General features: G+C 31.6%; 30 protein-coding genes. 8 read left to right on the top strand and 22 right to left on the bottom strand.

The window, feature by feature from the left end; all coding sequences use genetic code 11:
* The first annotated feature begins 48 nt into the window (after nucleotides 1-48).
* The 4 genes from Z053_RS0117455 (at nucleotide 49) to Z053_RS0117440 (ending at nucleotide 5250) form a co-directional block, all read left to right on the top strand.
* Nucleotides 49-498 carry an RNA polymerase sigma factor gene (locus Z053_RS0117455; RefSeq protein ID WP_370540752.1) on the top strand — a complete coding sequence of 150 codons (450 nt, stop codon included), beginning with the start codon at nucleotides 49-51 and terminating at the stop codon, nucleotides 496-498.
* An 87-nt stretch (nucleotides 499-585) separates the two neighbouring features.
* A complete protein-coding gene (locus Z053_RS0117450; RefSeq protein WP_025666277.1) occupies nucleotides 586-1500 on the top strand; it encodes a FecR family protein in 915 nt (304 codons plus the stop codon).
* 4 nt (nucleotides 1501-1504) lie between these two features.
* On the top strand, nucleotides 1505-4057 hold the full coding sequence (locus tag Z053_RS0117445; RefSeq protein WP_025666276.1) for a TonB-dependent receptor domain-containing protein: 2553 nt from the start codon (nucleotides 1505-1507) through the stop codon (nucleotides 4055-4057).
* 83 nt (nucleotides 4058-4140) lie between these two features.
* The gene (locus tag Z053_RS0117440; RefSeq protein WP_025666275.1) at nucleotides 4141-5250 is read left to right on the top strand and encodes a C1 family peptidase; all 1110 of its coding nucleotides are present in this window, start codon (nucleotides 4141-4143) and stop codon (nucleotides 5248-5250) included.
* Between the two features lie 68 nt (nucleotides 5251-5318).
* Here the strand turns inward: Z053_RS0117440 and Z053_RS0117435 are convergent, their stop codons facing one another.
* Both Z053_RS0117435 and Z053_RS0117430 read right to left on the bottom strand, forming a co-directional pair.
* Nucleotides 5319-5738: a nucleoside-diphosphate kinase gene (locus tag Z053_RS0117435; protein ID WP_025666274.1), complete on the bottom strand. Its 420-nt coding sequence runs from the start codon at nucleotides 5736-5738 to the stop codon at nucleotides 5319-5321.
* Nucleotides 5739-5915: 177 nt separating this feature from the next.
* A complete protein-coding gene (locus Z053_RS0117430; RefSeq protein ID WP_025666273.1) occupies nucleotides 5916-6944 on the bottom strand; it encodes an alkaline phosphatase D family protein in 1029 nt (342 codons plus the stop codon).
* A gap of 79 nt (nucleotides 6945-7023) precedes the next feature.
* On the opposite strand from Z053_RS0117430, the gene Z053_RS0117425 reads away from it, so the two are divergent.
* The 3 genes from Z053_RS0117425 to Z053_RS0117415 are packed head-to-tail and all read left to right on the top strand — an operon-like array spanning nucleotide 7024 to nucleotide 9746.
* Nucleotides 7024-8040 carry a DHH family phosphoesterase gene (locus Z053_RS0117425; RefSeq protein WP_025666272.1) on the top strand — a complete coding sequence of 339 codons (1017 nt, stop codon included), beginning with the start codon at nucleotides 7024-7026 and terminating at the stop codon, nucleotides 8038-8040.
* Nucleotides 8037-8588, top strand: a complete 552-nt coding sequence (gene gldI / locus Z053_RS0117420; protein WP_025666271.1) for a gliding motility-associated peptidyl-prolyl isomerase GldI — start codon at nucleotides 8037-8039, stop codon at nucleotides 8586-8588. The genes Z053_RS0117425 and gldI overlap by 4 nt, the downstream gene beginning before the upstream one ends.
* A gap of 12 nt (nucleotides 8589-8600) precedes the next feature.
* Nucleotides 8601-9746, top strand: coding sequence for a peptidylprolyl isomerase (locus tag Z053_RS0117415; RefSeq protein WP_025666270.1), 1146 nt, complete (start codon nucleotides 8601-8603; stop codon nucleotides 9744-9746).
* Nucleotides 9747-9817: 71 nt separating this feature from the next.
* Here the strand turns inward: Z053_RS0117415 and Z053_RS28835 are convergent, their stop codons facing one another.
* The 20 genes from Z053_RS28835 to Z053_RS0117315 form a co-directional block, all read right to left on the bottom strand.
* On the bottom strand, nucleotides 9818-11575 hold the full coding sequence (locus tag Z053_RS28835) for a serine hydrolase (protein WP_025666269.1): 1758 nt from the start codon (nucleotides 11573-11575) through the stop codon (nucleotides 9818-9820).
* Between the two features lie 109 nt (nucleotides 11576-11684).
* Nucleotides 11685-12059 (bottom strand): hypothetical protein, encoded by a 375-nt coding sequence (locus Z053_RS0117405; protein ID WP_025666268.1) that lies wholly within the window; start codon nucleotides 12057-12059, stop codon nucleotides 11685-11687.
* A 68-nt stretch (nucleotides 12060-12127) separates the two neighbouring features.
* On the bottom strand, nucleotides 12128-12571 hold the full coding sequence (locus Z053_RS0117400) for a hypothetical protein (protein WP_025666267.1): 444 nt from the start codon (nucleotides 12569-12571) through the stop codon (nucleotides 12128-12130).
* Nucleotides 12568-13164: an RNA polymerase sigma factor gene (locus Z053_RS0117395; RefSeq protein ID WP_035096364.1), complete on the bottom strand. Its 597-nt coding sequence runs from the start codon at nucleotides 13162-13164 to the stop codon at nucleotides 12568-12570. The genes Z053_RS0117400 and Z053_RS0117395 overlap by 4 nt, the downstream gene beginning before the upstream one ends.
* A 103-nt stretch (nucleotides 13165-13267) precedes the next feature.
* Nucleotides 13268-14428, bottom strand: a complete 1161-nt coding sequence (locus Z053_RS0117390; protein ID WP_152538332.1) for an acyl-CoA dehydrogenase family protein — start codon at nucleotides 14426-14428, stop codon at nucleotides 13268-13270.
* A gap of 33 nt (nucleotides 14429-14461) precedes the next feature.
* The gene (locus Z053_RS0117385; protein ID WP_025666264.1) at nucleotides 14462-15292 is read right to left on the bottom strand and encodes a DUF2306 domain-containing protein; all 831 of its coding nucleotides are present in this window, start codon (nucleotides 15290-15292) and stop codon (nucleotides 14462-14464) included.
* Between the two features lie 113 nt (nucleotides 15293-15405).
* The gene (locus Z053_RS0117380) at nucleotides 15406-15858 is read right to left on the bottom strand and encodes a hypothetical protein (protein ID WP_025666263.1); all 453 of its coding nucleotides are present in this window, start codon (nucleotides 15856-15858) and stop codon (nucleotides 15406-15408) included.
* Between the two features lie 95 nt (nucleotides 15859-15953).
* Nucleotides 15954-16640: a DUF4386 domain-containing protein gene (locus tag Z053_RS0117375; protein ID WP_025666262.1), complete on the bottom strand. Its 687-nt coding sequence runs from the start codon at nucleotides 16638-16640 to the stop codon at nucleotides 15954-15956.
* 83 nt (nucleotides 16641-16723) lie between these two features.
* On the bottom strand, nucleotides 16724-17443 hold the full coding sequence (locus Z053_RS0117370; RefSeq protein WP_025666261.1) for a DUF4386 domain-containing protein: 720 nt from the start codon (nucleotides 17441-17443) through the stop codon (nucleotides 16724-16726).
* A gap of 48 nt (nucleotides 17444-17491) precedes the next feature.
* The gene (locus Z053_RS0117365; RefSeq protein ID WP_025666260.1) at nucleotides 17492-18049 is read right to left on the bottom strand and encodes a GIN domain-containing protein; all 558 of its coding nucleotides are present in this window, start codon (nucleotides 18047-18049) and stop codon (nucleotides 17492-17494) included.
* Entirely contained in the window at nucleotides 18036-18416 is a 381-nt protein-coding gene (locus Z053_RS0117360) for a GntR family transcriptional regulator (protein ID WP_025666259.1), read from the bottom strand. Before Z053_RS0117360 ends, Z053_RS0117365 begins: the two co-directional genes overlap by 14 nt.
* 2 nt (nucleotides 18417-18418) lie before the next feature.
* Nucleotides 18419-19171 carry a hypothetical protein gene (locus tag Z053_RS0117355; RefSeq protein ID WP_152538331.1) on the bottom strand — a complete coding sequence of 251 codons (753 nt, stop codon included), beginning with the start codon at nucleotides 19169-19171 and terminating at the stop codon, nucleotides 18419-18421.
* A complete protein-coding gene (locus Z053_RS0117350; protein WP_025666257.1) occupies nucleotides 19155-20003 on the bottom strand; it encodes an ABC transporter ATP-binding protein in 849 nt (282 codons plus the stop codon). The genes Z053_RS0117355 and Z053_RS0117350 overlap by 17 nt, the downstream gene beginning before the upstream one ends.
* Nucleotides 20004-20238: 235 nt before the next feature.
* Nucleotides 20239-20805 carry a DUF2867 domain-containing protein gene (locus Z053_RS28830; protein WP_025666256.1) on the bottom strand — a complete coding sequence of 189 codons (567 nt, stop codon included), beginning with the start codon at nucleotides 20803-20805 and terminating at the stop codon, nucleotides 20239-20241.
* A gap of 54 nt (nucleotides 20806-20859) precedes the next feature.
* Entirely contained in the window at nucleotides 20860-21375 is a 516-nt protein-coding gene (locus tag Z053_RS0117340; RefSeq protein WP_025666255.1) for a GNAT family N-acetyltransferase, read from the bottom strand.
* A 69-nt stretch (nucleotides 21376-21444) separates the two neighbouring features.
* Nucleotides 21445-21885, bottom strand: coding sequence for an SRPBCC family protein (locus Z053_RS0117335; RefSeq protein ID WP_025666254.1), 441 nt, complete (start codon nucleotides 21883-21885; stop codon nucleotides 21445-21447).
* A 137-nt stretch (nucleotides 21886-22022) separates the two neighbouring features.
* Nucleotides 22023-22430 carry a hypothetical protein gene (locus Z053_RS0117330; RefSeq protein ID WP_152538330.1) on the bottom strand — a complete coding sequence of 136 codons (408 nt, stop codon included), beginning with the start codon at nucleotides 22428-22430 and terminating at the stop codon, nucleotides 22023-22025.
* 181 nt (nucleotides 22431-22611) lie between these two features.
* Nucleotides 22612-23214: a hypothetical protein gene (locus tag Z053_RS0117325; RefSeq protein ID WP_160170117.1), complete on the bottom strand. Its 603-nt coding sequence runs from the start codon at nucleotides 23212-23214 to the stop codon at nucleotides 22612-22614.
* Between the two features lie 166 nt (nucleotides 23215-23380).
* The gene (locus tag Z053_RS0117320) at nucleotides 23381-23725 is read right to left on the bottom strand and encodes a nuclear transport factor 2 family protein (protein ID WP_025666251.1); all 345 of its coding nucleotides are present in this window, start codon (nucleotides 23723-23725) and stop codon (nucleotides 23381-23383) included.
* Nucleotides 23726-23876: 151 nt separating this feature from the next.
* Nucleotides 23877-25337 (bottom strand): aminoacyl-histidine dipeptidase, encoded by a 1461-nt coding sequence (locus Z053_RS0117315; RefSeq protein WP_025666250.1) that lies wholly within the window; start codon nucleotides 25335-25337, stop codon nucleotides 23877-23879.
* A gap of 179 nt (nucleotides 25338-25516) precedes the next feature.
* On the opposite strand from Z053_RS0117315, the gene Z053_RS0117310 reads away from it, so the two are divergent.
* The coding region (locus Z053_RS0117310) for a DUF3810 domain-containing protein (RefSeq protein WP_025666249.1) at nucleotides 25517-26445 on the top strand (929 nt) is incomplete at its 3' end.

The raw sequence follows: 26445 nt of genomic DNA, 5'->3' as shown, positions 1-26445 counted from the left end.
TGTAACGAGCAAGTCTTTGACAAGTTTTTCAAGAGTAATTCTAAGCTTTTGAGGAATTATATTTATTACAAATTTGGAGATCTGGAACAGGCAGAAGATATTGTTCAGGATGCATTTATTAAACTCTGGAATAATTGTTCTAAAGTATCGATAGATAAGGCCAAAAGTTATGTTTATACTATTGCAACCAATCTTGGTATTAGCATTACACGACATCAAAAAGTAAAGTTCAAATACAGAGATTATATTACACAACGTAAAACAGATATCAACCACGAATCGCCAGAATTTATTGCTCTTGAGAAAGAGTATATGGAAAAATTAAAAAATGCAATTGCCGATTTACCAGAACGCCAAAGAGAAGTGTTCTTGTTAAGCCGAATAGATAAAAAGACATATAAAGAAATTGCAGAGCTATCGAATGTTTCTGTAAAAGCTATAGAAAAATTGATGCATAAAGCATTATTAACACTAAGAGGAAAAATAGGAAATATTTAAAGGAAACCTACTAACCTAAAAAACTTTTTAATACAAGGAGGTAGGGTAATTTAAAAATAAAACGTTCACATATTATATGCCGAAGTTATGTTAGACGATAAAAAAGATGATATATTCTTATCCAGGTGGATTAGCGGAGAGCTTTCTGAAGAGGAACTTCTTGAGTTTAAATCCCATCCTGAGTATGAGTATTATGTAAAAATAATGGCTGGCGCTGATGCTTTGAATCTAAAAGATTATGATGTAGAAAAAGAACTTTCTGCTTTAAAATCAAAATCGAGTTATACAGCAAAAGAAAAATCTAATTCGGTTATAAAATTATGGCCTTATATTGCGGCTGCCGCTTCGATTGCAATTATTCTGGGAATCTTTTTATTTAATCCCAATGAGTCGTTCAGCACTAATTTTGGAGAACAATTATCTGTAACATTACCAGATGGATCAGAAATGATCCTTAACGCTAAATCTTTAGCGAGTTTTGATAAAGAAAACTGGAAAGAAAACAGAATGGTAACCTTAGAAGGAGAAGCCTTTTTTAAAGTAAAAAAAGGAAGTAAATTCACTGTTACTACCAAAAACGGAGCAGTTTCTGTATTAGGAACCCAATTTAATGTGCAATCTCAAAATTCTTTTTTTGAAGTTACTTGTTATGAAGGTAGAGTTAGTGTTACCAATAAGGAAAACAAAAAAATTCTAACAGCAGGAAAAGGATATAGAAATCTTGAAAACACCGATCCAGAAAGCTGGATTTTTGATATTAAAGAGCCTTCTTGGCTAAGTAATACAAGCTCATTTAGAAGTATACCTATCAAATACGTATTTAAGGAGCTTGAAGAACAATATGATTTAAAAATTAAGACAACAGAGATAAATCTCGAAACTATATATACAGGAACTTTCCCTAATAACAATAAGGAAGTTGCTCTTAGAACAGTTTTTAGTACCTTAGGCATGAAGTATAGCGTATCGAAAGATAGCAAGACTGTGGTATTAGAAAAATAGTAGAATGATAAGACTTCTATGTGTATGTATTTTCTTATGTAGCATATCTGTTTCTTCTCAAGAAGAAGCAAAAGTCGTTACTATCAATAATAAACCACTCCCCGAAGTAATCCCTATAATTGAAGCATTTTATAGCCTTAAGTTTTCTTATATTGATACTTTTATAAAGGATAAAAATATTTCTATAACGCTAAATCCTCAACTCTCTCTAGAAGATTTAATAAAAAAACTACAACAACAAACGAAACTAAAGTTTAAAATCACTGGAGAAAACTTTGTTACCATTAGTGTCTTAAATAAAAGAGACACTATTTCTGTTTGTGGATATATTTTAGACGAAGAACAAAAACCACTTAAAGATATAGGAATCTTTTTTAAAGCCAATCGCACTAATGTGACTACTGATAACAAGGGTTATTTTGAAAGTAATCTGGTACCATACAACTCGGTTATTTTGATTAGTGCTCCGGGATTTCGCCAAAGGATTTTGAATTCAAAATCGTTTTTAACCGATGAGTGTATTAAAATATATCTTACCAATGCACATGAAGAAATTTTGGACGAGGTTTTTATTCAGGAATATTTAGCTAAAGGCATTACCCAAAACAAAGAAGTAATTCATGTTGATTTAAATAATGTAGAAATTCTTCCTGGGCGTACAGAACCAGATATATTACAAACCATACAACTTACACCAGGTGTTAACAACCCATTTGAGACTGCTTCTGGATTATTTGTAAGAGGAAGCGCTCCCAATCAAAATCTGGTACTGTGGAATGGTATAAAAACGTACCACCAAGGGCATTTATTTGGTATGCTATCTGCATTTAATCCATATGTTGCTAAAGAAGTTAATTTTTCTAAAAGTGGAGTCAGTGCCAAATATGGGGATCGAATTGCAGGTGTAATCGATATTAAATCCGAAAACCAAATTGCAGAACGTTTTTCTGGTGGAGCTGGTTTTAATATGATCAATGCAGATATGGTAGCCCATATTCCTATCATACGAGACAAAGTATCACTTCAAGTATCAGGAAGAAGATCATATACCGATGTTTTAGAAACATTTACCTATAAACAACTCTCTGATCGTGTTTTTCAGAATACTAAAATTGCCGAGACTGTTGCCCTTAATAATGAGAGCAATGATTTTTTCTATATAGATTATAATGCAAATTTAATTCTACAGCCTTCAGATAGTGATAAAATTGAAATTAACACAATTTATAGTAAAAATGACCTAGATTTTAGAAGAAGTGATGCTATCGAATCCTTTAATGATGATCTTACAACAGAGAATGAAGGATATAATTTTAAATGGAGTCATACCTACAGTAATACTTTTAATACCAAAGTAAGTGGGTATTACACCAAATACCTTTTAAATTATCAATTCATTACCAGAAATCTTGGAGCAATCACCGAAATCGAAAGTAAAAAAAACACTGTGGGAGATTATGGGGCAGAACTTGGATTAAATTATAAACTATCAAAATATCAAAACATTTCTGGTGGTTATCAATTATCCAACAATACGATTAGATATGCCTTTGTTACTGCAACTCCGAGTTATGAGTTAATTCTGGATGAAGATGATCGTTTTTTAAACACACATGCAGCATATGCAGAATACACATTCGATAATCCAAAAAACTTTTATGTTTCGGCTGGCTTACGTTTCAATTTTTATGCAGAGCTCGACAAAACGTATATCGAACCTCGAGTATTTGCTCAAAAATATATTACCAAAAATTGGGAAATCAATACTAGTCTAGAATACAGAAGTCAATCAACCAGCCAGATTCAAGAATCTGTTGTGAGTGACTTATCTCTTGAAAATCAAGTCTGGACATTAGCTAATGATGAGCAATTTCCTGTGATTAGTAGTTATCAATTTACATTAGGAAGCAGTTTTAGAAAAAATAAATGGTACCTGGATATTGATGGTTACTATAAACAAATCGAAGATATTACTACATTAACCTCTGGTTTTATTAACCCTATAGACAATATCCATCATGTAGGAGAAAGTAGAATTTTTGGTATCGATCTTTTTCTAAAAAAAAGATTTAAAAATTATAAAACCTGGGTTAGTTATTCTTATATCAATACCCGTAATACATTTGAAAGTATTAATAACAACGAATCGTTTCCTGGTAATTGGAATATTGAACATACCGTAAAATGGTCTCAATTTTATAAGCTTAATAATTTTCAATTTTCTCTGAGCTGGATTTGGCATACGGGTAAAGCCTATACTAATGTATCTGGAGTAGATGAAAGTGGTGAAATCGTAATCTTAGAATTTGATGAGATTAACAGTAATAATCTTCCAGAATATCACAGGCTAGATTTCTCTGCTATTTATGATTTTAAAATAGGTTACAATCCTAATATAAAATATCGTATTGGGCTCTCTGTTCTAAATATATACAACAAAAAGAATTTACTAAACCGAGAGTTTAGAACAACAAATTCTCTTAATAACCAATTTATCAATTCAGACATACTATCCTTGGGGATTACTCCTAATATTAGCTTTAGAATTTTTTGGTAAAGAACTACTTCATTTTTTTAGTTGAGTTTTCCTTTTTTATCTATTTTCTTGTACCTTCATCGCCTACAAATCATATAACTAAAATGAAAAAACTCTTTTTTATTAATTGCATGTTTCTATTTTTATCTATAGGATATGCGCAAGAAACACATCCCGATTATAGTATCACAGATCAAATATCTCTTCAATGTAACCCTGTTATTAGTCAAGGAAAAACGGGTACATGCTGGAGTTTTTCTACCACCTCTTATATCGAGTCAGAGATTGCTCGGCTAGGACACGGAGTTCACGATTTATCAGAATTATTTCAGGTTAGAAATACATACACCGATAAAGCCAGAAATTATATACTAAGACAAGGTAAAGCCCAATTTAGTGAAGGAGCACTTGCACATGATGTTATAAAATCTATTCAAAAACACGGAATTATTCCTAATCAAATGTATACAGGTTTTGCAGGAGGTAGTGCGGGTCGTCATGATCATAGCGAATTAATAAAATTATTAACCAATATGGTTGATAATGCTGTAAAACACAAAATTCTTTCGAAAAACTGGTGGAAAAGTTATGAAGCAATGTTAGATATTTATCTTGGGAAAAGACCGAATACTTTTACATATAATAACAAAACCTATACTCCTATTGAGTTCGCTAAGGAACTTGGGATTGATGCAAATAACTACATCACACTAACCTCTTTTACCCATCATCCCATGAATAGTGATTTTATTCTGGAAATCCCAGATAATTTCTCTAATGGAATATATCATAATATCTCGCTTGATGAGTTACAACAAGTCGTTGATCATGCTTTAAAAGAAGGATATACGGTAGCGTGGGACGGAGACGTAAGTGAAGTAGGGTTTTCTCAAAAAAGTGGCTTAGCAATTCTAACTCATAAGAAAGAACGTGAAGATGCATTTAAAGAATATATTGAAGAAGAAAAAGTAACTCCCGAATCTCGACAAAAAGAATTCGAAAATTACAACACCACAGATGATCACTTAATGCATTTAGTTGGTAAAGGCGTTGATAAAAAAGGAAAAACGTATTATAAAATCAAAAACTCCTGGGGTATTAAAGGAGCTCAACATGGATATCTTTATATGTCTGAAGCATATTTTAGAATGAAAACCGTAGGAATTTTACTTCATAAAGATGGTATTCCTAAAAAAATAAAAGAAAAAGTATAATCTATAAAACACAAAAAAAGCTGTCTGTATATACAGACAGCTTTTTTTGTAATAAGAAATATATCTTTTTAGAATTGCTCTCTTCCAGCAAAATGAAAAGCTCCTTCAATAGCAGCATTTTCATCACTATCACTACCGTGTACAGCGTTTTCACTAATAGAAGTAGCATACTTTTTACGAATAGTTCCTTCTGCAGCCTCTTCTGGATTTGTTGCACCTATTAAGGTTCTGAAATCTTCTACAGCATTTTCCTTTTCTAAAATAGCAGCTACAATCGGACCACTTGTCATATACTCTACTAATTCCCCATAAAAAGGACGCTCTTTATGAACTGCATAAAATGCTGCAGCATCATCTGTAGTAAGCTGAGTTAATTTCATTGCTACAATTCTAAATCCTGAAGCAGTAATTTGCTCAATAATTCCTCCAATGTATCCTTTTCTTACCGCATCCGGTTTAAGCATTGTAAAAGTTCTGTTTGTTGCCATTGTATGTTTTTGTTATCTAATACCTCTTATAATTAGAAGTATTTCAAATTATTACTTAGGTATATAAAAACCCTATTTTTAAAATTTTGTGCAAAAATATATATAAAAGCATCAAAAACAAGAATTATTATATGAAATGAGTATTATTAAAAATCAATTATTCGTATCCTAATAGATCTATTTTTTAGGATATTGTCGTTTAAACTCTTGTAATACGATATTATTTTCACCTCTAATCTGCATAGTTACAGTATAAGAATCAAGATCAAATTTCAGTATGCCAAAACTTGGAGTTGAGATTACTCGACCAATTCTGTACTTATTAGACTCCCCATTGTATTGTGTATATGAATGTGTTAAACCACTAGATGTAAAATCAATTAATGGGTATTTAAGCCCTTTTACCTTAGTCATCGAAAACTCAGAAATATGTCGATCTCCACTAAGTATTATTGCATTTCTTACTCCATTACGTATTAACATATCTTTTAATCGTTTTACTTCATGCGGAAAATTTCCCCAAGTTTCGAAACCATGTTCTGATGATAAAAATTGAATACTACTTACGATAAGAATAAAATCAGAATAATTAGATACCAGCTCTTTTTCGAACCATTTCCATTGCTTTTCTCCCAATACAGTCCCTTCGTTATTTTCATATGGTTCATAGCGTCTTCCTTCTTCTGTACTTTTTCTTAAAGCCGATCTAAAATATCGGGTGTCTAAAACAATTACTTTAACACTTCCTTTTTCAATTTCAAAAACCCTTGATGTATATACTCCATCCTGATCTCGTAGAGAATCTTCTTTTGAGACTTCTAAAAAATCCAGAAATAACTGTTGGCTCTCTTCTTTTTTACTCCACTCTACTCCAGCATCATTTTTACCATAATCATGATCATCCCACGTAGCCATTACAGGGGCTACTTTTTTTAATTTTTGATAATCAGGATTACTGTTTTGCAGTGCATAATCACTTTTTATTTTCGACATATCGTCAGAATCCGCATAGATATTGTCTCCTCCCCAGATAAATAAATCAGGTGTATTCTTTAAAATTTCATTCCAAAATGGCTGAGGACTATTCTGTTTATTACAGCTTCCGAAAGCTATAACAAAATCTGAAGATGATGATGTCTTATCTTGTGCAAATGATAATTGAAGTACACAAAAAAACATAATTAGAAAACTGGCGATATATCTCATGGCTATCAAATTTAGTGACTCAACAAAATTAATTGTTCTAATATTACTAAAATATTATTTATTGTATCTTCGCTGACCTATGAATACTATTGAAATAAACAAGGTAAGAGGGCTTCTCTCTTCTTCAAAAAACATTGTAATTGTAACCCATAAAAATCCAGATGGCGATGCCATAGGTTCTAGTTTGGCATTATATCACTATCTTATTTCTTTGGGGCATAATGTTACGGTTATTACACCAAATGATTACCCTCTTTTTTTAAAGTGGATGCCTGGTGAAAATACGATTCTTAAGTATGATAATGATACCAAAATTGCTTTATCAAAAATTGAAAATGCAGATCTTATTTTCACTTTAGATTTTAATCACTTTTCTAGAAGTGGTGATATGGAAAACGTTTTGGCAAAAACCGAAACCAGTTTCATTATGATTGATCATCATCAACAACCTGCCAATTACGCAAAATTTACTTATAGTGACCCTGGTATGAGTTCTACCTGCCAGATGATATATCATTTTATAGAAAAACTAGATGACTTGGATAAAATCACCTCAGAGGTTGCTACCTGTATTTATGTTGGAATAATGACAGATACTGGATCTTTTAGATATAGATCTACAACGAGTACTACTCATAAAGTAATAGCAGATTTAATTGATCGAGGGGCAGATAATACACGAATACACGAAAATATCTATGACACCAATACACTGTCCAAAATTCAATTAAAAGGTGTTGCTCTAAATAATCTAAGAGTGCTCCCAGAATATAAAACAGCATATATTACTTTATCTCAAAAAGAACTGGATCAACATAATTTCAAAAAAGGAGACACCGAAGGTTTTGTTAATTTCGGACTTTCTATAAAAGGAATTAAATTTGCCGCTATTTTTATAGAGAATAAAGGAGAAGAAATTATTAAAATCTCCCTACGTTCTAAGGGTGATTTCTCGGTAAACGAATTCTCAAGAAATCATTTTGAAGGAGGGGGGCATAATAATGCAGCCGGTGGAAGAAGTAATCTCTCATTATCTAATACTGTTGAAAAATTTATTAGTATCTTACCAACTTATAAAAAAGTCCTAAATCAATGAGATTAGCCCTTCACACGCTTTGTCTTCTTTTTTTATTTTCTTCTTGTAAAACACCTGAAGCCCGAAGACCAGTAAGTATTAAATCTGGTTCTTTTATAAATGAATCTATTAATCGCAATAAGGAACTTGCAGCAAGAGAAGAAGCTAGAATTCAAAAAATTATTAATGAAGATTCTACTCATACTTATATAACCTCAGAAACAGGATTCTGGTATTTCTATACTAAAAAGGACACTGTATCTACTATCACGCCAAAATTTGGAGATGTGGTAACCTTCGATTATAATGTAAAAGATTTAGGAGGTACAGTAATTTATTCACAGCAAGAATTAAATACAATTACATATCGCATTGATAAAGAAGAACTTTTTTTAGGTCTAAGAGAAGGATTAAAGCTTATGAAGCAAGGTGAAATGGTCACATTTCTGTTTCCTTCTTATCAAGCATATGGATATTATGGGGATGATAATAAGATTGGCACAAATATTCCGTTAATAGCAGAAGTAACACTTAACACAATTACAAAAGAATCAACAACAGAAAATTAATTACCAACAAAAATGAAAAAATTAAATTTATTATTCTTAGCTATTATTGCATTAGCGTTTAACAGTTGTAATGAAAAATATCCAGATCTACAAGAAGGTATTTATGCCGAAATCATTACAAACAAAGGTACAGCAGTAGCAAAATTACACTATGATCTTACGCCTATGACGGTTGCCAACTTTGTTTCGCTGGCAGAAGGCACCAATACCATGGTCGATAGTACTTACAAAGGAAAAAAATATTATAACGGAATTATATTCCACAGAGTAATCAAAGACTTTATGATCCAAACTGGGGATCCATTAGGAACCGGTACAGGAGATCCAGGGTATAAATTTCCGGATGAGATTGTAGATTCACTTACTCATAAATCAAAAGGAATCTTATCTATGGCTAATTCTGGCCCAAATACCAATGGTAGTCAGTTTTTTATTACACTAAAAGAAACTCCATGGTTAAATGGAAAACATACTGTTTTTGGAGAAATTGTTTTAGGACAAGACATTATTGATAGTATTGGTGTTGCAAAAACAGGTCCTGGAGATAAGCCAGAAGCAGAAGTAAAAATGATGGAAGTAAACATCATTCGTAAAGGTTCGGATGCCAAAGCTTTTAATACCGAAACTGCATTTACAGGTAAGTTAAAAGTTCTTGAAGAAGAAAAAGCTGAGAAAGAACGATTAGAAAAGGAACGTAATGAAGCTATTGCTGCAAAGTTTAATGAATTAAAAAGTACAGCAACAAAATTAGAAAGCGGTCTTGAAATTATACATACAAATCAAGGAGATGGACAACAACCTAAGCCAGGAGAAACTGTAGGTGTAAATTATGCAGGATATTTCTCGGATGGAAGAGTCTTTGATACTAATATTGCAGAAAAGGCAAAAGAACTTGGGATTTTTAATGAGCGTAGAGCTGCAGATCCAAGAGGATATGCACCTGCACAAATGCCATATTCTGCAGAAGCAAAAATGATTGCTGGTTTTAGAGAAGGTATATTACAACTAAAAAATGTTGGTTCCAAAGCTATACTTTTTATTCCTTCTCATCTTGCTTATGGTGAAAGAGGTAATCGAGGGATTCCGCCAAATACCGATCTTATTTTCGAGGTAGAATTAGCTAGTATACCAAGTCGTCAGGCAGAAGAAAAAAAATAGTTCTATAGTACAGCGATAGTTAAAACAAAAAACATCCCGATTAATTCGGGATGTTTTTTGTTTTGTATACTCTATAATCGGTTCGCTAGCATTTCTTCTCCACTCTCTATGAGAGTTAAACTTTCTACTTTACCATCATCATTTTTATTAAATCTAATATTAGCATTTATTTTTTCCAGAAAGAATTTCTCATTCGATTCTGCAAACATTGATATCTCATCTCGACCGGTTGGTTGAACAATTAACTTACCATTTTTATACATTACTGTTAGTACAAATCCTGGTTTAAGCTCATATTTCCCGATATAACTTTTTAAGATCGAATGATCAACAACAGCTTCTTTTTTCACCTTCGCTTCAACCTTAATACCAAGCTCTGCTAATGAATTAATTGATGCAGCAAGTGAAGGGTCTAGTTCATATGCTTTTTGATATGCCTTAATTGCTTCTTCTTTATCTCCTTTTTTCTTGTATCCATCACCAAGAGAGTCCCAAAGATTACCATTATCCGAAAATAGCTGAACATTTAATCTAAATAACTCTATTGCCCAATCAGGATTCTTCTCTTGTCTTAATATCATATATCCCATATCATTAAGAGCATCTCCATTTCTTAGATCAGAGCTATACTCTTTTTTAATCATTGTTGTTAAAACATTCAACTGGTTTATTTTATTTTTCTTAATGAAGTCAAGTATAAAAAAACTAAGGTTCTTTTTAATTGGTTTTGGCTGGTAATCTGCATTAAAAATCATTTTTTCTATAGGCCATGCTAGTTCTACTTCTCTACTGGTAGCATTTGTAAAAAATATTATTACCACATCTTCTTTTGGAAGCCATATAAAATCATGGAAAAATATATGATTTCCCCCGTTATGGCTTACAATTTTTGTATTTCTATCTGAGTTGAAAATTGCCCATCCATAAGCATAATGACTTGATCTGCTTTCCTGCTCTGGAGTATACGGTGTAGTTAATATTTTTGTTAGTGATTTTGATAAAATCGTATTCGATTTTAGAGCCAAATACCATTTATACATATCTTCGGGAGTAGAGTGTATTCCTCCATTTCCTTTTAGAGTCCATGATACTTTATTACCTGCTTTATGAAACCGTTCAATCATCGTTCCTACAGGTATAACATTTTTCATATAACCGCTTGCAATCATCTTTTTGTCCCAATCAGGAATAAAATACCCTGTTTGTTTCATCTCTGCGGGTTTAAACAAATACTCATTTAAAAAATGCTCATACTCCTGTCCGGAAACCAATTCGATAATTCGCGCCAGTATACTATAACCAGCATTAGAATATCTGTATTTTAAACCGGGTTTCTGAATTAATTCTGTTTCAAATAATGTCTTGAAAAACTGTTCTCTCGGGATATAATCAAAATCTCCCTTACCAATTACATCAATTAGCCCCGAAGTATGTGTTAATAGTTGATGAATAGTGATGTTTTTTTTATCATTTGGCAGGTCAGTAAAAAACATACTTAGAGGATCGGTTACCTTTATTTTATTAAACTCTACTAATTTTAATATAGCAGTTGCTGTAAATTGTTTTGTTGTAGACCCAATCGTAGCAACTGTATTAGATGAATACAAAATATCATCTTCTCTATTCGCTAAGCCATATCCTTTATTAAGAATAACTTTTCCTTGTTTTGCTACCAAAACTGCTCCCGAAAACCCATTTGAAATATTTTCATTTAAGTAATTATCTATTTTTTTAATGATAAATTCATCTTTCTCTGTTTTTTGTGCACATGAAGTTGTTCCTCCAGATAATATAATGAGACTGATTAAGGTTAAAAATGCTTTTTTCATAATTGTATTAATTTTTTCTATGGTTAATATTAGGACGTATTTATCCAAGCCCCCTTTTTGAGGGCTGCATATAAACTTGTCGTTTTTTGATTTTAGTTTTTAAAAAGTATTACTTATCAAATCGCTTTAAATACCAGAAGTAGAGTAAAAAGCTAATCGAAATGCTGATCGCCATGATAGCAAAAGAATGTATTCCTAAAGGCAGTGTATAATTAACAATGAATAGTCCAATTCCTACACTCATTAAAATGGCAAACCATTTAATATTGATATGATGATTATCTGATTTTCTTTGTAGAATTGAAGAGACAATATTTTCAGATATTCCTTTATCTATGATTTTATTTTTTAGTTTATGTTCTAGTATTTTTCTAATAATTAACAACACAAAGAGCATAACCAAAACAATGATAAAAATAAAGACACCCATTTTAATAAAATCTGGATCTATATATTGTGTTGGAGTAATAAATATTGAGTTCATAATCTGTATCTTTTTTATGTTTATATGGGATTAGACAACGACCTTTCCTAAATGTTGCAATCCTTTTGTTAATACTTCAACATATTTATTTTTTTATAGTAAGATCTGTACATATCAAAGCCAAGAAACAATGAAATAAGGATCGTTATACTAACGATAAAATAGTTTAAGATCGTAATATTGGCACTAAATATATTACTGAATACATCTCTAAAAATATAAATGGTGAAAAAAGTAATTCCTATACTCATTATGATTATAAAAGAGAGCAAATAATTATAGATTGGCTCTTTTTTAGGTAAAGTTAACCGGTCTAAGACTAATTTTGTTAAATTAAAATCTAACACGGGTTCTGGTTGAGATTTAAGTTCTCCCGACAATAACAAATAACTTTCTGAAACCTTTTTACATACTTCACATGAGTTAATATGTTCAATAATATCACTACTGCAATTTGATGTATCAAAAATATATTCCTGAATATCTTTATCACACAGGTGTTGTATTTTCATAGCTCTTCTTTTTTATAATTAAGTGATAGGTTTTCTTTTAGTTTTTTTCTAGCTCTATACAAATAATTCTTTACGGTTCCTTCTGGTAAACCTGTAATATCTGTAATTTCTGAATAACTTAATTCTTTATTATGATAAAGCGTAATCAGGGTTTTGTATAAAGGAGGTAGTTTCTCTATTGCTAAGGTCAATATTTGAGAACGTTCTTTTTTAAAAATGTATGCTTCTGTTTGATTATCAGAATAACAGAACGTATTAATGCTTATCTTTTCCCAAAGTTCTTTTTCCTCATTTTTGTCTATATCCAGAATTGGTATTTTTTTCTTTTTCAGATAATTTAAGCAAGTATTATATGTTATGGTTGCAATCCAGGTAGATAACTTAGAATTAAATTTAAACCCGTCTAACTTATCATAAACTTTTAAATATACTTCTTGTGCCAGATCTTTTCTGTCCTCATGGTTCCTAACCATTTTATAAATGATCTGGATAACCAATCCTTTGGTATTGGAAATAATAGCTTCAAAAGCACTAGAATTACCATCTAACACCTTTTTAATCAAGTCTCTATCTATTGCCCCTTTTTGTTTCATATAGTCCAATATCAAGATTAGACAGTCTATGTAAAAAAAGGTTGCACATTATCATGTGTTTTTTTTATGGTGCTTCAAATATTATAAGAAATTACAATCTTTATTACTTCATTAATGACTTGCCAAAATGTTCTTTTATGTCTATATCGGTCATGGGCTGTAAAACTCCATATACTATTTCTTTATAAATTTTATTAGTTAAAGAATTGGGGGATAAAAATTTTGACCCCATTATATATCGTGCTTCATTAACAATTTCTTCAGAAAAATGTGTCGAGAAATACTTTGCTGCTACAGATGTTTCAAATATTTTTTCTAATGATGTCCTATTTCCTTTTTCAAAATTTGCTATTGTTGTTCCTGCATTCTCACATAGCATATATCCTGTTTTATATTTTATCATTAACTCTCCAAGATTATCAATAAAATTATCTGACTCGCATAATTTTTTATCATTCTTGATTTTTTTTTGACTAAAAGCTTTTAAGTGCAAAATCACACAAAATGCAGCTCCAAGATAAGAACCTGGTACCAATGCCTGAAACCACGATCTCTGATAAACTAAAAGTTCACACCTCTCTTCATCTGTGTTATCTAGTTTAATAACATTGGCACCACTCACTATTAAATTTTTGAAAACAACTGATTTTGTAAACGATCCTTTCATAGTATCTCCAAATGCAGCATCCTCGAATTCGATTTTATTATCATTTGCTGGTAGAAAAAATACTGCTTTAGTGTTTTTGGTTAATGTTGCTGTGAATACTAAATAATCTGCCACACCAGATAATGACATGTATGGCGCCTGACCATTTATTATATAAAAGTCCCTTTCTTTTTGTGCCACTATACCTTTGTTACCAGAAGCCTCTTTAAAAGTGCGTACCGACCCAGTATTGGCAATCAATATTTGTTCTTTTTCTATCTTTTTAAGCAGAACTTCTCTTTTCCAGTATTGTATACTTTTCTTTGAAAAAGGGAAAGACGATAATGATGCCAGAATGTAATAATGCATAGATAACGCTACAGACACAGGAATTGATATTTCGCCAATTTTATGCAAAATTCTGAAACATTCTTGATAAACTGTTTCTGTATTTTTCTCATAACAAGGAATAAAAGGTAATCTTGTTGTTTTTATAAAAGCATAGAACTCTTTATAGTTTTTAGTCTTCTCAACTTCATAGAGTTTATCACATACTTTTTCCAGTTCGGTTTTTTTGTTGACTTCTTGATTATCTATTATCATGTTCTGATTCTTCATTTCTAAATATTGATTAGTGATTACAGGTGTACTTTAAATTCGAGGAAGCCACATCCCCATGGTGGCAGCAAAAATTCCAATACCAGTCATAATAGTTAGAAAAAAAAGAAGAGTTGTCATCGCTATTTTACCCGAAGTACCACTTCGATCCTGCACCCTCAGGTAGAGTTCAAGAATAGCTAACGGCACTAGAAATTGACCAAAACCCAGAAATACAAGAAATGGTCCCCGAAATGTCTCTGGATCAAAACCAACTGGGCCACCATTAACAAAAAGCCAAAACATTAATCCAATACGAAAAAACCAAACGCCATTAGACGCCAAAAACAATCTAAGTGCCCATCGCCTGTGTTTATCAAAATCACGAGCAACTGCTGTTCGCCAGGACATAATAGCAAAAAACATAATCAAAAAAGCATTAATACTAACACTTACCTGACCAACAAGCCCGCCTATATTACCACGAGTCCAAATCATATAAAGCCCATCAACACCAATCAATAGTGCAGTGAAGATATATATACGTCCATTCCATCGATGAAAAGTGCGGGCATGGATACGAATCTGAGGAATAAATTGAAGTGGGCCACCTACTATAATAATGATCGCTAATACAATATGCAAGGCAACGGCTAAATTCCCCATGGTTTCACCAGGAATATATCCATGAGGAAGAACTTCATTCCATTTTTCAAAATCTCCTTTTACTGCAGCACTACCATAAAAGAAAGTTACATAATACACAAATATCCATTGACCAATAACAGCTATTAGGAACCAAAATGCCACTGTGGCACTTAAAGCTTTATCTGCTCTCACGGCTTTAGGTTGTGCAATATTTGCACTACTATTTTCTGATTTCATTGTATTCGTTTTTTGATTGATGATGGTTGATGATAAGCATCAAGCTTCTAACTTCTAATAAAAAGAAGTTAGAAACTAACACATGTAGAGGTATATTAAAAAAAGTGTATAGGCTATCTAAATTTGAAAAGTTCCTTTATGTAGTTTTTAAACACATATCCCCAGGGAATAACAATAAGGTCAATAGGAATTGCCATAAGAAACGGTCTGAGAAATCCTTCTGAAGTCGAATCTAATTGGCCAGAAGACCATAAAGGATATGCAATACCTACCGCCCATACCGACTTATAAAATAATTGTAGTAATAGTAAAGGCAACATTTTTAAAGGATATCGTATTCCTAAACCCATCAAAGTAGCATATGCAGCCCAAAAACTATAGGTTACTCCATCATAAGGCCCCCAAACTTCACTGGGGTTTATAATTTCTGACCACGTATTATATCCTAAACTTAAAAAGGTAAGGAGGTAAATAGCGCGCATCGCATACAAATAGAACTTTGGTACCTTTTTAGTGCTCACAGAATCGTTTTCTAACGTGTCTGTGATATCATGTTTTGATTTCATAATTGTCCGTTTTTTGATTAATGATGATGATTGATGATACTATAAGCAACTGTCTTTACAATTGCCCGATATTGTCTTCGATTTATATATCCTGATTATACAGATTTAGAAAACGTTGTAGATGAATTAAATCCTTTGATCGTTAACCAGCATGAAAAAAATAGCAGATGTATACCATTTTGACCATAAAAAATAAAATTCACACTATAGTCAAAAATCTGTAACCATGATACTACAAAAACTATTGAAACTGCCAGAAAACTCCAAACAGATAAGAATCGAGGAATTAGTCTTGTTTTAAACAGAGTATAGTAAAACAATAACGCTCCTGAACTAAAAATAATTAGAATCAAAAAATGAGCCCAATAATATTCTTCTACCTTTAAAATCCCTAAAGTCTCAAAATAGCCTACATCTGGCGCTCCTACTTTTATAAATTCCTGACTTAATGATACTAGAGATAAATGAGAAATATTACTTACAATTGTAAGTATAAATCCAGTAATCCATAAGCCAAAATACCAATACCCAATACTTTTATTGTATTGTTTTAGAATCGGAAACAATACAATTGCTATCCCAACTCCTATTGCATTTGCAACCAAATCTAAAAGCATAGCTATTTTCATTTGTATTGAATTTTCAAAAACCTCGTTTAAGAAATTTTGAGACTCTATAAGAGAAGTTGATAATCCTCTTAGGTGGTTACCTATAGCGCCAGTTACAAATAGTACTAAAAATAATATTCCAATGATTTGACCAGTTTTTTTGATTGAATTCATAATGTTCGTTTTTTGATTGATGATGATGATTTTTTTAACTTAAAATGCTTAGGTTTTAAACATTTTGTCCAGATATATGTATTCTAACTATTAGTTATGTATGTTGATTTTTTTTTTGCGCCCATGATTAATAGCCACAGACAAGAACCTATTTCTCCTATATTGGCAGGAATCATCACGAAAGAAGGAATTTTGTAATGAGGAAAAAGTAGTCCTGCACATACAGTTATCAAATAGCTAAAACAACCAATCATTAACAAAATACCCAACGCTTTAGGAAGAAAGCCTGATTTAAAAACCAGATATCCAAAAGGAAAAAGCCAAAGTCCCCAAAATACCTCAACAATAAGAATTCCATTATGGTAAGACTCCAAAAGCAACATTACCTGTGCTTGTAACTGTTCTGCGGTATACACTTTAAGATATTCTGCATTACCAATTAATGAAAGAACATCGACTTTGTTTTGTATATTGAGATAAGAAATAGGAACACTAATAATAGCAAATACTACCATTAATATTGCATAGTTTTTATGTACCAGTTTAAGTAATTTGTATAAAACTATTGGTAACATTATATAACATACATAGCTAATCAATCCGCTTAAAATCCCCATTCGAAATAACATTTCTGATGTAGCTATATTGTTAAATGTAATCGAGGCATCATCCCATACTATAAGTTTTGAGGGGACATACACTAGATTAAAGATTCCAGTTAGTACAACACATAAATAAATTAGTCCTGCTATTCTTGCGGTCCTATTTTGTACCTGGTAATCTTCGTTTTTGATTAAATTCATAATTGTTCGTTTTTTGATTGATGGTAATTTAATTTTCTTCTCTATTGATTAGTTAGAGAAATCGATTTGATTTGTATTTCCTTTTAATTTCACATTAGACCCAGGTGTGGCAGAGCATTTAACCGACTCATATGACAATTCGAGATTCCCATTACTGTCATCTGTAAATTTTAGCACTAAATCTTTTCCAGAAACTGTGCCTTTTGTTTCAAAGTATGATTCTGAGGCTACTTGTAGTGAATCCAACTGGTGATTAGAAACAAATATTCTCACGGTATCCCCTTTTTCTTCCCTCTTTGTTTTTTCGATGATTAATTTATTATGCTTCACTTCGGTTTTGATATAGGTCATCAAATTTTCTGAGGCCTCTACTTTTACTTCTGCTACGCTATCTTGTTTAAAAAAGACTTCAATACCATGAGTAACTGATATCTTGTTAAATGCAGAAACATTTCTTGTTTCGGATATCATATTCCCTGTATATTGAATTGCATTTTCTCGTAACTCTCCTTCCCTAACTTTATCATGCATAGAAAACTGAAAAGCCAGAAAAAAAAGAATAACAGCTCCTAACGCACCTATTACAATCCAATTACTTGTTTTCATGATCTATATTATTTAGATATTGGTTAAATGAGTCTTTTACTTCTTCAAATTTTATATCCAGTAATCTCATTTTTTTAAATATATCAGGAAGAAGATCTTCCATAAATTCTTTTCTTTTAATATCGAGGACCTTGTTATACCCATTTTCTGAAACAAAATACCCTATCCCTCTTTTATTATAGATTACTTCTTGTTCTTGCAAATAGGTAAAAGCTCTTATCGCGGTGTTAGGGTTTACCTCTACCATGACAGCAATCTCTCTTACAGAAGGTATTCTTTCGCCCTCCTGCCATTTTTTTACAAGTATATTCTCGTAGAAAACATCTACGATTTGTAAATAAATAGGTTTGCTGTTATCAAAATCCATTCTTAAACTTCCTTTTCTACTATCTTAAAATAACTTGCCAATAGCATTAATGGGGCAAAAATGCCCATAAAAAATCCTTTTCCTATTCCAGAGAAATCTTGCCCGGTTTTATCAAATGCGTCTGAAGCCAGTCTTTCTCCAGAAAACACATCATAATCGTAATTGAGCATCCCGAAAAGCATCATATTCAGTAATATCAACCCAATAACAAATAACACAACAACAAGCAATGTTTTCCCCACTCTATTTTTATTAAATGCAATAGCGCCATAGAGAAATACCGGCTGTATAACAAAATACACCTTAACCAACTGCCAGTAGCTTTCTGAAAATATTGGCAACAAATGGAAATTTGTCTCAGAAAACATACTACCTAGTATAATTGTTATTTGTCCTACTAAAAAACCAAGAATTGAAAACACAAGAGTATATATCACAAAAGTACTAAGCCAGGCCGCTGCAATTCTTTCATAAGATGAAACCGGTAATGAAAAATACAAATGATTCGATTTTTGGTTATGTGCTTCTTTAAAAACCGAGAAAATAAATAGTACTCCTAACGCTACGTAAAACTTACCGAATATGCTCATAAACTCACCACTCGTAATCTGATGATCCCCTCGTAAACTAAACAAAAAGACAATAAAAAAAATAGCACTTACAACAGATAAAGTAGTAATTATTGCTCCCTTAAGAAGTATGACATCTCTATATATAAAACTGCCTATTCTCTTAACATTAAATTGTTCCATCATGAAATGTATTTAAGGCATTATTAATTTTATTAGATTCGCTTAAAACAGCATTAAATAATAATTCGAGATCTACTTCTGTCTCATCTCTATCTTGTCTAAAAAGCATAGCTTTTCCTCCAAAAGAGGTTTCAGAATAAATAATAGACTCCTTTTCATCCCGCATAGGTTTTCCAAACCATAAATATTCAGAAATATTAGAAAGCGGCTGATTAAATGCTACTTTGGATTGATCCAGTATCACTACATGATTTATCAAACTATGCAAATCCCTAACCTGATGAGTAGAAATAATAATACATTTTCCTTCATCGACTGCCAGAGCCATAATCTTTCTAAACTGACTTTTTGATGGAATATCTAACCCATTTGTAGGTTCATCCATAAGTAAGAGTTTCGTATTTGTTGCTATTCCAAAGGCAATAAGTACTTTCTTTTTATTACCAAAAGAAAGAGTTGATATATTTTCATCGGCAGAAAGCTTAAACTCTTCTATTAGTTTATAAAATTGATCTCGGGAAAACTTGGGATAAAAAGGAGAATTTACTTGTTCATAGGTAGAAATCTTAAGCCTCGGTAACTCAAAATCTTCTGGTACCATAAAAATCTCCTGAAGACATTTTACATTTCTTCCTGAAATATCTTTACCCAAAACCCTATAATAACCTGCTTTTGGAAATAACAATCCGGTCATTATCTTCATTAATGTACTCTTTCCTTCACCATTCTTACCAAAAAGTCCATAAATGTTTCCCGGAGCAAAATCTAAAGTGATATTATCAAGGATTATTTTGCTTTTTGGATAATAGAACCGTAAGTCTTTAATTTGAATCATGGTTAGTGTATTAGTTATCTAGTACACTGCAAATATATCTAACAGAAATCAATTAACCAAAGGTTTTTTACTATATTGATTGTCTGATAGTTACAAAAATAAAATCAAAATAACGCCCAGACTAGATATAGTAAAGGTTTACAGAATATTACATTTTTAGAATTGTGATCCTTAAAATTGATGTATTTTTAGTTCAATACCTTGATCATGATAAAATTTTTAAAGTAAAAAAAGGTCACTTTACTGTGTTATCGCGTTTTCTTTTTTCTATAAGCATTACTTCTTTTTCCATTTTCATAAATATCTTTTTCATAAAATATCGATGAAACGGTTTTACTAAAAAGAAATATATTTTCCCTAAGGTATTATGAATTTTTACTGTGGTAGCTAGTTCCATTATCTTGTCATCCCCTTCTTCATAACTAATAAAAGATAGTTTAAAATCTAGATGTTTATCTGTCTGTCCTGTTAATAATTCTATATCATTCTTGTCTAGCACATCAAATAATGCGATACTATCCCCAATATTACCCTCAAATTCGTTCAAATATGCTTCTCTTTCTACTTGAGTACGTTTAGTGGCTGTTTTTAGTCCCAAATTTTTGGCTATTTTTTCTCTCGAGAGCAATAGTTTTATAAAAAACGGTGAGAAGGCTTTAAAGAATGCTACCATACAATCTTTTGGTTTGGGCACTTCTTTTAGCGATGTTGTTCTTAATTGAAAAACATCAGAGTAACTTATATCCTTACTTTGTTTAGTAATGAGGTATTCTTTATTGAGTTCAATCTCTGTTATTTTCATTTTTCAAAATTTAAAATCACCTTTTTTATCTATTGAGTATTGCAATAATTTCTACTACACCTTTTTATTTAAGATATAATATCTATGTTCATTCCAAATTTTACCATTCTTAATAATTGCCTTTTGGAATATTCCTTCTTTTTTAAATCCACTTTTTTTGAGGACACTCATCGAAGCTGTGTTATATTCAATAACTCCTGCGTATATTCTGATCAGGTTTAATTTTTCAAATCCATACTTGGTTATCTGGTCTACTGCCTTTGTAGTAATCCCCTTGCCCCAATAGGGTTCTCCCAACCAATACCCAATTTCTGCCGATTTTCTATACATATCATCTTGTAGTATCAGCGATATAACTCCACAAAATTCTCCTCTAAATTCTATTCCAAAGCTTACTGTAGGATCTTGTTGTATTGTCATCATAATAAAGGATTTAGCATCCTCTTCATCATAAGGATTGGGAAAATAATCTCTTAAGTTATTTGATATATTATTATTGTTGGCAAGTTTTGCCAATTGTGACTTATCTGATTCTACAAGCTGCCTTATTTTAATTTCTTTGCTATCCATAATTCATTAAGGAATTGATAAACCTAAGTAGTGACTTGGCATCTCTGGGCATTGGGTTTCATTATACATCTATCTTTTCGACAACAAGTATTCTTTTAAACTACTTTTGATAAAGTATTCCCAACCTCCTACACAACTCTCTCTTGTAAATTCTGGAACTTTTGATGGAAAACTGTGTATTATTTCGGTGGTCAACCTAAGTTTAGCATGACTCTTGTTTTCAAACAATTCGAATGTTACAAATGAATCTCCTTTATATTCCTTATATCTCCAACTATATTTTATCTTTTGATTTGGTATTACTTCTGTTATCTTCCAGAGGTGGGTGAATTTTCGATTTTCGACTTCGACAACAAATTGTGTTTCAAATCCTTCTTTTGCTTCGAACGATTTAATTTGTTCAAAAAACCATTTTTTCATTTGGTCTAATTCTGTTATGGCTTTCCAAACATTTTCTAGGGTCGTCATATAAGTTTCTTCTACTACAATTGGTGGGTCTGTATCTTTCATATGACAAAATATTTTGATTGTGTTTTTTATTTTCTTCTCTATCTAGGAGTTTTTATTTTTCGTTTCATTTTCTAATAAAATGAACTTTTGATATTATATGTTTTAAAGTTAAAAATAAGAGCCTTTATTAAAAGATTTTAATTACATCTAGATTCTTTAACTGTAGTTCCATTACATACCCATTGATCCTTGTAAATGGATTCGTAGCATATTTTCATTTCAAAATTACTTTCGTTCACTTTCGCATAAAGAAGTTCTGCCCATTTTGGGTCAACAACTTTTATCATGTTGATTGATTCTCCTGCGGGTAAGACTCGATTTTGAACTTCTGATGTTAGATGCGGAAATTGAGTTGTTCCAAGAAGTTTAGAAAATAAGGAATCTAACACTGGAACAGATTTATTATCCAGTTTTATAGCTGCTTTGTTAATTATTGCAGGACCAACACCATTGTTACGAACTTTTAACACTACTCCATCATTCTGGTTATAAATAATTCTCCATTCCAAATAAGGCCATACTGAAGCATGTTGCTGTTTTTGCATTAGATTTGTTTGGTAGATATAGACCGCAACAGTAATAATATTAATAGTAATAGCTATAAGTCCCACTTTTACGCCACTACTTATTTTTTTATTTTTTTTCATAATATCTTTTCGTCTAGTGCATTATGATTTTCTTGTCTTTAGAGATACCTATAACAGGTTGTTATCATTTTTATATACTCTATTTTTCTAGTAATGCTGGAAAATTATCAAGATCTATATCTGATAGTTTACCATTACAATTCTTTATTATTTTCCCAAGTAAATAAGGACCTGTTTCTTTTTCATATCCAAGTCGAATATACGTATAACAATCACTTTCTCTCAGATCAGAAAATTCTGTTACAAAATAACTAACTCCGGTTTTCTCGCTTTCATCAGATTCGTCACCTAAATAGAAACCTGAAGCTATATCGGCTTTTCCTTTTTGGGTATGATTTGATTTACCGAATTCTGTTATCTCAATTTTATAATCTATTGTAGTATAATTAAATCGTTTAACTGTAACCGCAATAGCAAGATTATCTTTTTTACCTGTTAATGTTATTCGACGATTTATTTTTGGAGTTTCGGGAAAATAAATAGTATCTCTATCATTTAAAATCAACAGATTATCTGAAAGTGTAATTTTCTCCTCTCCTAATTTTTTGAGTCCTTCAATAAATTTTTCTGAATAATCCGACTTATTTTTAATACTAATTTCGGTTTCTTTTTTTTCAATCTCATAATTACTATCATAAGAGTATTCTTTCCTATTACCATTCACATCGTCAACAACTGCCATTTTTGTTGTACCTGAGTTAATTATAGTTATTTTTTTATCTCCTGACGAGCTATCACAACCTGACAAAACTAGTATGAACAAAATCGCAAATATGTTTTTTGCCTTCATTATTACAAGATGATTTATCATAATTATATAATTTATTAAACATAAAAAGGAATGATAATCAATCTATTTTTATCCTTTCTTCTTCTATATTATAATAAGCTATAATTTCTTCTATTTGACCTTCTTTATAAAAATACCATTCACTTACACTTAATACCGAATCTTCATGAGTTGCTGTATATCGAACACAAGCCCGATTATTATGATAAATCTCATCATGAATTTCAAAATGATGACCTAAAAACTTGTCTTTGTTCGCTTCAATTAAGCGTAGGTATTCTTTTTTTCCTTGTATTGTTCCATAAGGGCTCGTATGCTTAAAATTCTCTGAGATAGGTAAATTCAGAAAATCTCCTTTCTCCCATATCTCAAACCATTCTTTTACCAGTTTTTTTAATTCCATTTTTATATTCATATGATTATACTCCAAAAATAAGGATAGAAGTATTACTTATCAATATTTCAACAAGGTAAAAGTCTGATAGTGTTTATATCTCACTACAGCAAGTATCATATATATCTGCAATGTTTGAGTATAAACTGATACCTTATTCTTATTTTTCAGGTACTTCTTTTAAGATTTCTTTTACGAATTTCCAATATTTCTGTACCGATGATATGCTTGTTCTTTCATCTGGTGAATGTGCTCCTAATATTGTTGGGCCAAATGATATCATATCCATATCTGGATAATTCTGTCCCAGGATACCACATTCTAATCCTGCATGACAGGCAGCTACATGTGCTTTTTCCCCATTCAGGTTTTGATACAATTCGTCCATTACTTTTAAAATTGGAGAATTCATATTAGGGGCCCAACCGGGATAATCACCACTAGTAATTACTTCACATCCTATTAACTCAAAAGTAGCTCTTAACTTGTTTGCAAGATCTAGTTTAGAAGATTCTACACTACTACGGGTTAAACATTCGATAGTGATGTCTCCTTCTCCTATTGTTATTTTAGCAATATTATTAGAAGTTTCTACCAAATCAGGGATTGAGGCGCTCATAGCATACACTCCATTATGTGCAGCATATAATGCCTTTATTACCCCTTCCTGAACACCTAACTCCATTACCTGCGCTGGTAAATCTGTAGTATTAATTTCTATGGTAAGATCAGGATCAGCGATAGAAAGTTCATTCTGAATTGTTTTTGACAACTCACCTATTTCGAATTCAAAAGCTTTTGCCTGTACCGTATCTACTACAACTATTGCAAAGCTCTCTCTTGGGATTGCGTTGCGTAGGCTTCCTCCCTTTACTTCGCTGATTTGTAAACCAAAATTCTCAAAACCATCAAACAATAGTCTATTCATTATTTTATTAGCATTCCCTAATCCTTTATGAATATCCATCCCAGAATGGCCGCCCTTAAGTCCAGTAATAGCAATTGTATATCCTACTTTACCCTCTGCAACTGGTTCTTCTTTGTAATTTCTTTTTGCTGTAACATCAATTCCGCCGGCACAACCAACTCCTATTTCATCATCTTCCTCAGTATCCAGGTTTAATAATATATCTCCTTGTAACCATCCTCCTTCTAATCCCATAGCACCTGTCATCCCTGTTTCTTCATCAATGGTAAATAATGCTTCGATAGCAGGATGTGCTATATCTGTAGATTCTAGAACTGCCATAATAGTAGCTACTCCTAATCCATTATCAGCACCAAGAGTTGTTCCTTTGGCTCTAACCCAATCTTCATCAATATACATTTCTATGCCTTGAGTATCAAAATCAAAGTCGGTATCTGCATTTTTTTGATGTACCATATCCAGATGCGACTGCATCACCACCACTTTGCGATCTTCCATTCCCGAAGTAGCTGGTTTTCTGATTAGAACATTACCAACCTTGTCTATCTCGGTAGTTAGCCCTAAGGATTCTCCAAAATTTTTCATAAACGCAATAACGCGTTCTTCTTTTTTTGAAGGTCTGGGAACTGCATTAAGATCTGCAAATTTATTCCATATCACTTTAGGCTCAAGGCTTCTTATTTCTGAATTCATAATTGATGTTTAAATATTGACAGCTTTATATTATAGATATGTAGCAAAATTCTAAAATTTAAATCTAGTATCAAAGCGTAGCGCTATCAAAGTCTCAAAGTTTCTAGAGTCTAACGAATAGATACTAAAAAACTCTTAATTCTTCATTCTAAATTGAGAATTGTAAATATCTTTATCCCATGCAATCTAAGACAAAACTTTATCTCACCATATTACTTCCCGTTCAAATCATTCTGATTCAAATTCTTTCTTTTTTCCCCGAAGTTATAGAACGATTTTATAGTAACGGCTTGTTTGTATATATCTCTAAAGCTTTGCGATATGTATTTGGATGGATTCCATTTTCTTTCGGTGATATTTTATATTGTGTTTTGATTATTATGCTAATACGCTTTTTATTTAAAAAAGTATTTAAGAAGCGTTTGTTGTGGAAAGAAGTAGTATTAGATATTGGTGCTACTTTATCTATTGTGTATGCTTGTTTTCATATTCTTTGGGGAATGAATTATTATAGATTACCCTTACATGAGATATTAGAATTAGATGACGAATATACTGAAGAAGAACTAATTACCGTTTCAGAAAAATTAATAATTCAAGCCAATTCTTTGCACCTGCAACTAGAATCTAACGATTCTCTACCAATACACATCCCCTATTCTAAAGAAGAAATATTTCAAAAAACTATTCCTGCATACGATCAGTTACATCAAATATTTCCTGTATTACAATATCACCCTAAAAGCATTAAAACGTCTATATTAAGTCTTCCTCTCACCTATATGGGGTTTAGCGGGTATTTAAACCCTATTACCAATGAAGCGCAAGTAAATGGACTAATACTCAATTACAAGGCACCAACTACTAGTTGTCATGAAGAAGCGCATCAATTAGGGTTTGCCAAAGAAAATGAAGCCAATTTTATAGCAGCATTGACTACAATGAATTATGATGATATATATTTTAATTATAGTGGAGCTACCTTTGCATTAAAATTTTGCCTAAACGATCTTTATATTCGTAATGAAGAAAAAGCAATCTGTCTTATCGAAAAGCTAAGGCCTGGTATTAGAAGAAATTATATCGAAGTAAATGAGTTCTGGGAATC

The organism is Aquimarina megaterium XH134, assembly GCF_000520975.1.
Lineage (GTDB): Bacteria > Bacteroidota > Bacteroidia > Flavobacteriales > Flavobacteriaceae > Aquimarina > Aquimarina megaterium.
The sequence above is the reverse complement of the archived record's forward strand: the minus strand, read 5'-3'. Positions and strand labels throughout refer to the sequence as shown.

Coding starts and splice junctions, on each gene's coding strand:
- Z053_RS0117450 (WP_025666277.1), top strand. CDS start 586: ATGTTAGACGATAAAAAAGATGATATATTCTTATCCAGGTGGATTAGC.
- Z053_RS0117445 (WP_025666276.1), top strand. CDS start 1,505: ATGATAAGACTTCTATGTGTATGTATTTTCTTATGTAGCATATCTGTT.
- Z053_RS0117440 (WP_025666275.1), top strand. CDS start 4,141: ATGAAAAAACTCTTTTTTATTAATTGCATGTTTCTATTTTTATCTATA.
- Z053_RS0117435 (WP_025666274.1), bottom strand. CDS start 5,738: ATGGCAACAAACAGAACTTTTACAATGCTTAAACCGGATGCGGTAAGA.
- Z053_RS0117430 (WP_025666273.1), bottom strand. CDS start 6,944: ATGAGATATATCGCCAGTTTTCTAATTATGTTTTTTTGTGTACTTCAA.
- Z053_RS0117425 (WP_025666272.1), top strand. CDS start 7,024: ATGAATACTATTGAAATAAACAAGGTAAGAGGGCTTCTCTCTTCTTCA.
- gldI (WP_025666271.1), top strand. CDS start 8,037: ATGAGATTAGCCCTTCACACGCTTTGTCTTCTTTTTTTATTTTCTTCT.
- Z053_RS0117415 (WP_025666270.1), top strand. CDS start 8,601: ATGAAAAAATTAAATTTATTATTCTTAGCTATTATTGCATTAGCGTTT.
- Z053_RS28835 (WP_025666269.1), bottom strand. CDS start 11,575: ATGAAAAAAGCATTTTTAACCTTAATCAGTCTCATTATATTATCTGGA.
- Z053_RS0117405 (WP_025666268.1), bottom strand. CDS start 12,059: ATGAACTCAATATTTATTACTCCAACACAATATATAGATCCAGATTTT.
- Z053_RS0117400 (WP_025666267.1), bottom strand. CDS start 12,571: ATGAAAATACAACACCTGTGTGATAAAGATATTCAGGAATATATTTTT.
- Z053_RS0117395 (WP_035096364.1), bottom strand. CDS start 13,164: ATGAAACAAAAAGGGGCAATAGATAGAGACTTGATTAAAAAGGTGTTA.
- Z053_RS0117390 (WP_152538332.1), bottom strand. CDS start 14,428: ATGAAGAATCAGAACATGATAATAGATAATCAAGAAGTCAACAAAAAA.
- Z053_RS0117385 (WP_025666264.1), bottom strand. CDS start 15,292: ATGAAATCAGAAAATAGTAGTGCAAATATTGCACAACCTAAAGCCGTG.
- Z053_RS0117380 (WP_025666263.1), bottom strand. CDS start 15,858: ATGAAATCAAAACATGATATCACAGACACGTTAGAAAACGATTCTGTG.
- Z053_RS0117375 (WP_025666262.1), bottom strand. CDS start 16,640: ATGAATTCAATCAAAAAAACTGGTCAAATCATTGGAATATTATTTTTA.
- Z053_RS0117370 (WP_025666261.1), bottom strand. CDS start 17,443: ATGAATTTAATCAAAAACGAAGATTACCAGGTACAAAATAGGACCGCA.
- Z053_RS0117365 (WP_025666260.1), bottom strand. CDS start 18,049: ATGAAAACAAGTAATTGGATTGTAATAGGTGCGTTAGGAGCTGTTATT.
- Z053_RS0117360 (WP_025666259.1), bottom strand. CDS start 18,416: ATGGATTTTGATAACAGCAAACCTATTTATTTACAAATCGTAGATGTT.
- Z053_RS0117355 (WP_152538331.1), bottom strand. CDS start 19,171: ATGATGGAACAATTTAATGTTAAGAGAATAGGCAGTTTTATATATAGA.
- Z053_RS0117350 (WP_025666257.1), bottom strand. CDS start 20,003: ATGATTCAAATTAAAGACTTACGGTTCTATTATCCAAAAAGCAAAATA.
- Z053_RS28830 (WP_025666256.1), bottom strand. CDS start 20,805: ATGAAAATAACAGAGATTGAACTCAATAAAGAATACCTCATTACTAAA.
- Z053_RS0117340 (WP_025666255.1), bottom strand. CDS start 21,375: ATGGATAGCAAAGAAATTAAAATAAGGCAGCTTGTAGAATCAGATAAG.
- Z053_RS0117335 (WP_025666254.1), bottom strand. CDS start 21,885: ATGAAAGATACAGACCCACCAATTGTAGTAGAAGAAACTTATATGACG.
- Z053_RS0117330 (WP_152538330.1), bottom strand. CDS start 22,430: ATGCAAAAACAGCAACATGCTTCAGTATGGCCTTATTTGGAATGGAGA.
- Z053_RS0117325 (WP_160170117.1), bottom strand. CDS start 23,214: ATGGCAGTTGTTGACGATGTGAATGGTAATAGGAAAGAATACTCTTAT.
- Z053_RS0117320 (WP_025666251.1), bottom strand. CDS start 23,725: ATGGAATTAAAAAAACTGGTAAAAGAATGGTTTGAGATATGGGAGAAA.
- Z053_RS0117315 (WP_025666250.1), bottom strand. CDS start 25,337: ATGAATTCAGAAATAAGAAGCCTTGAGCCTAAAGTGATATGGAATAAA.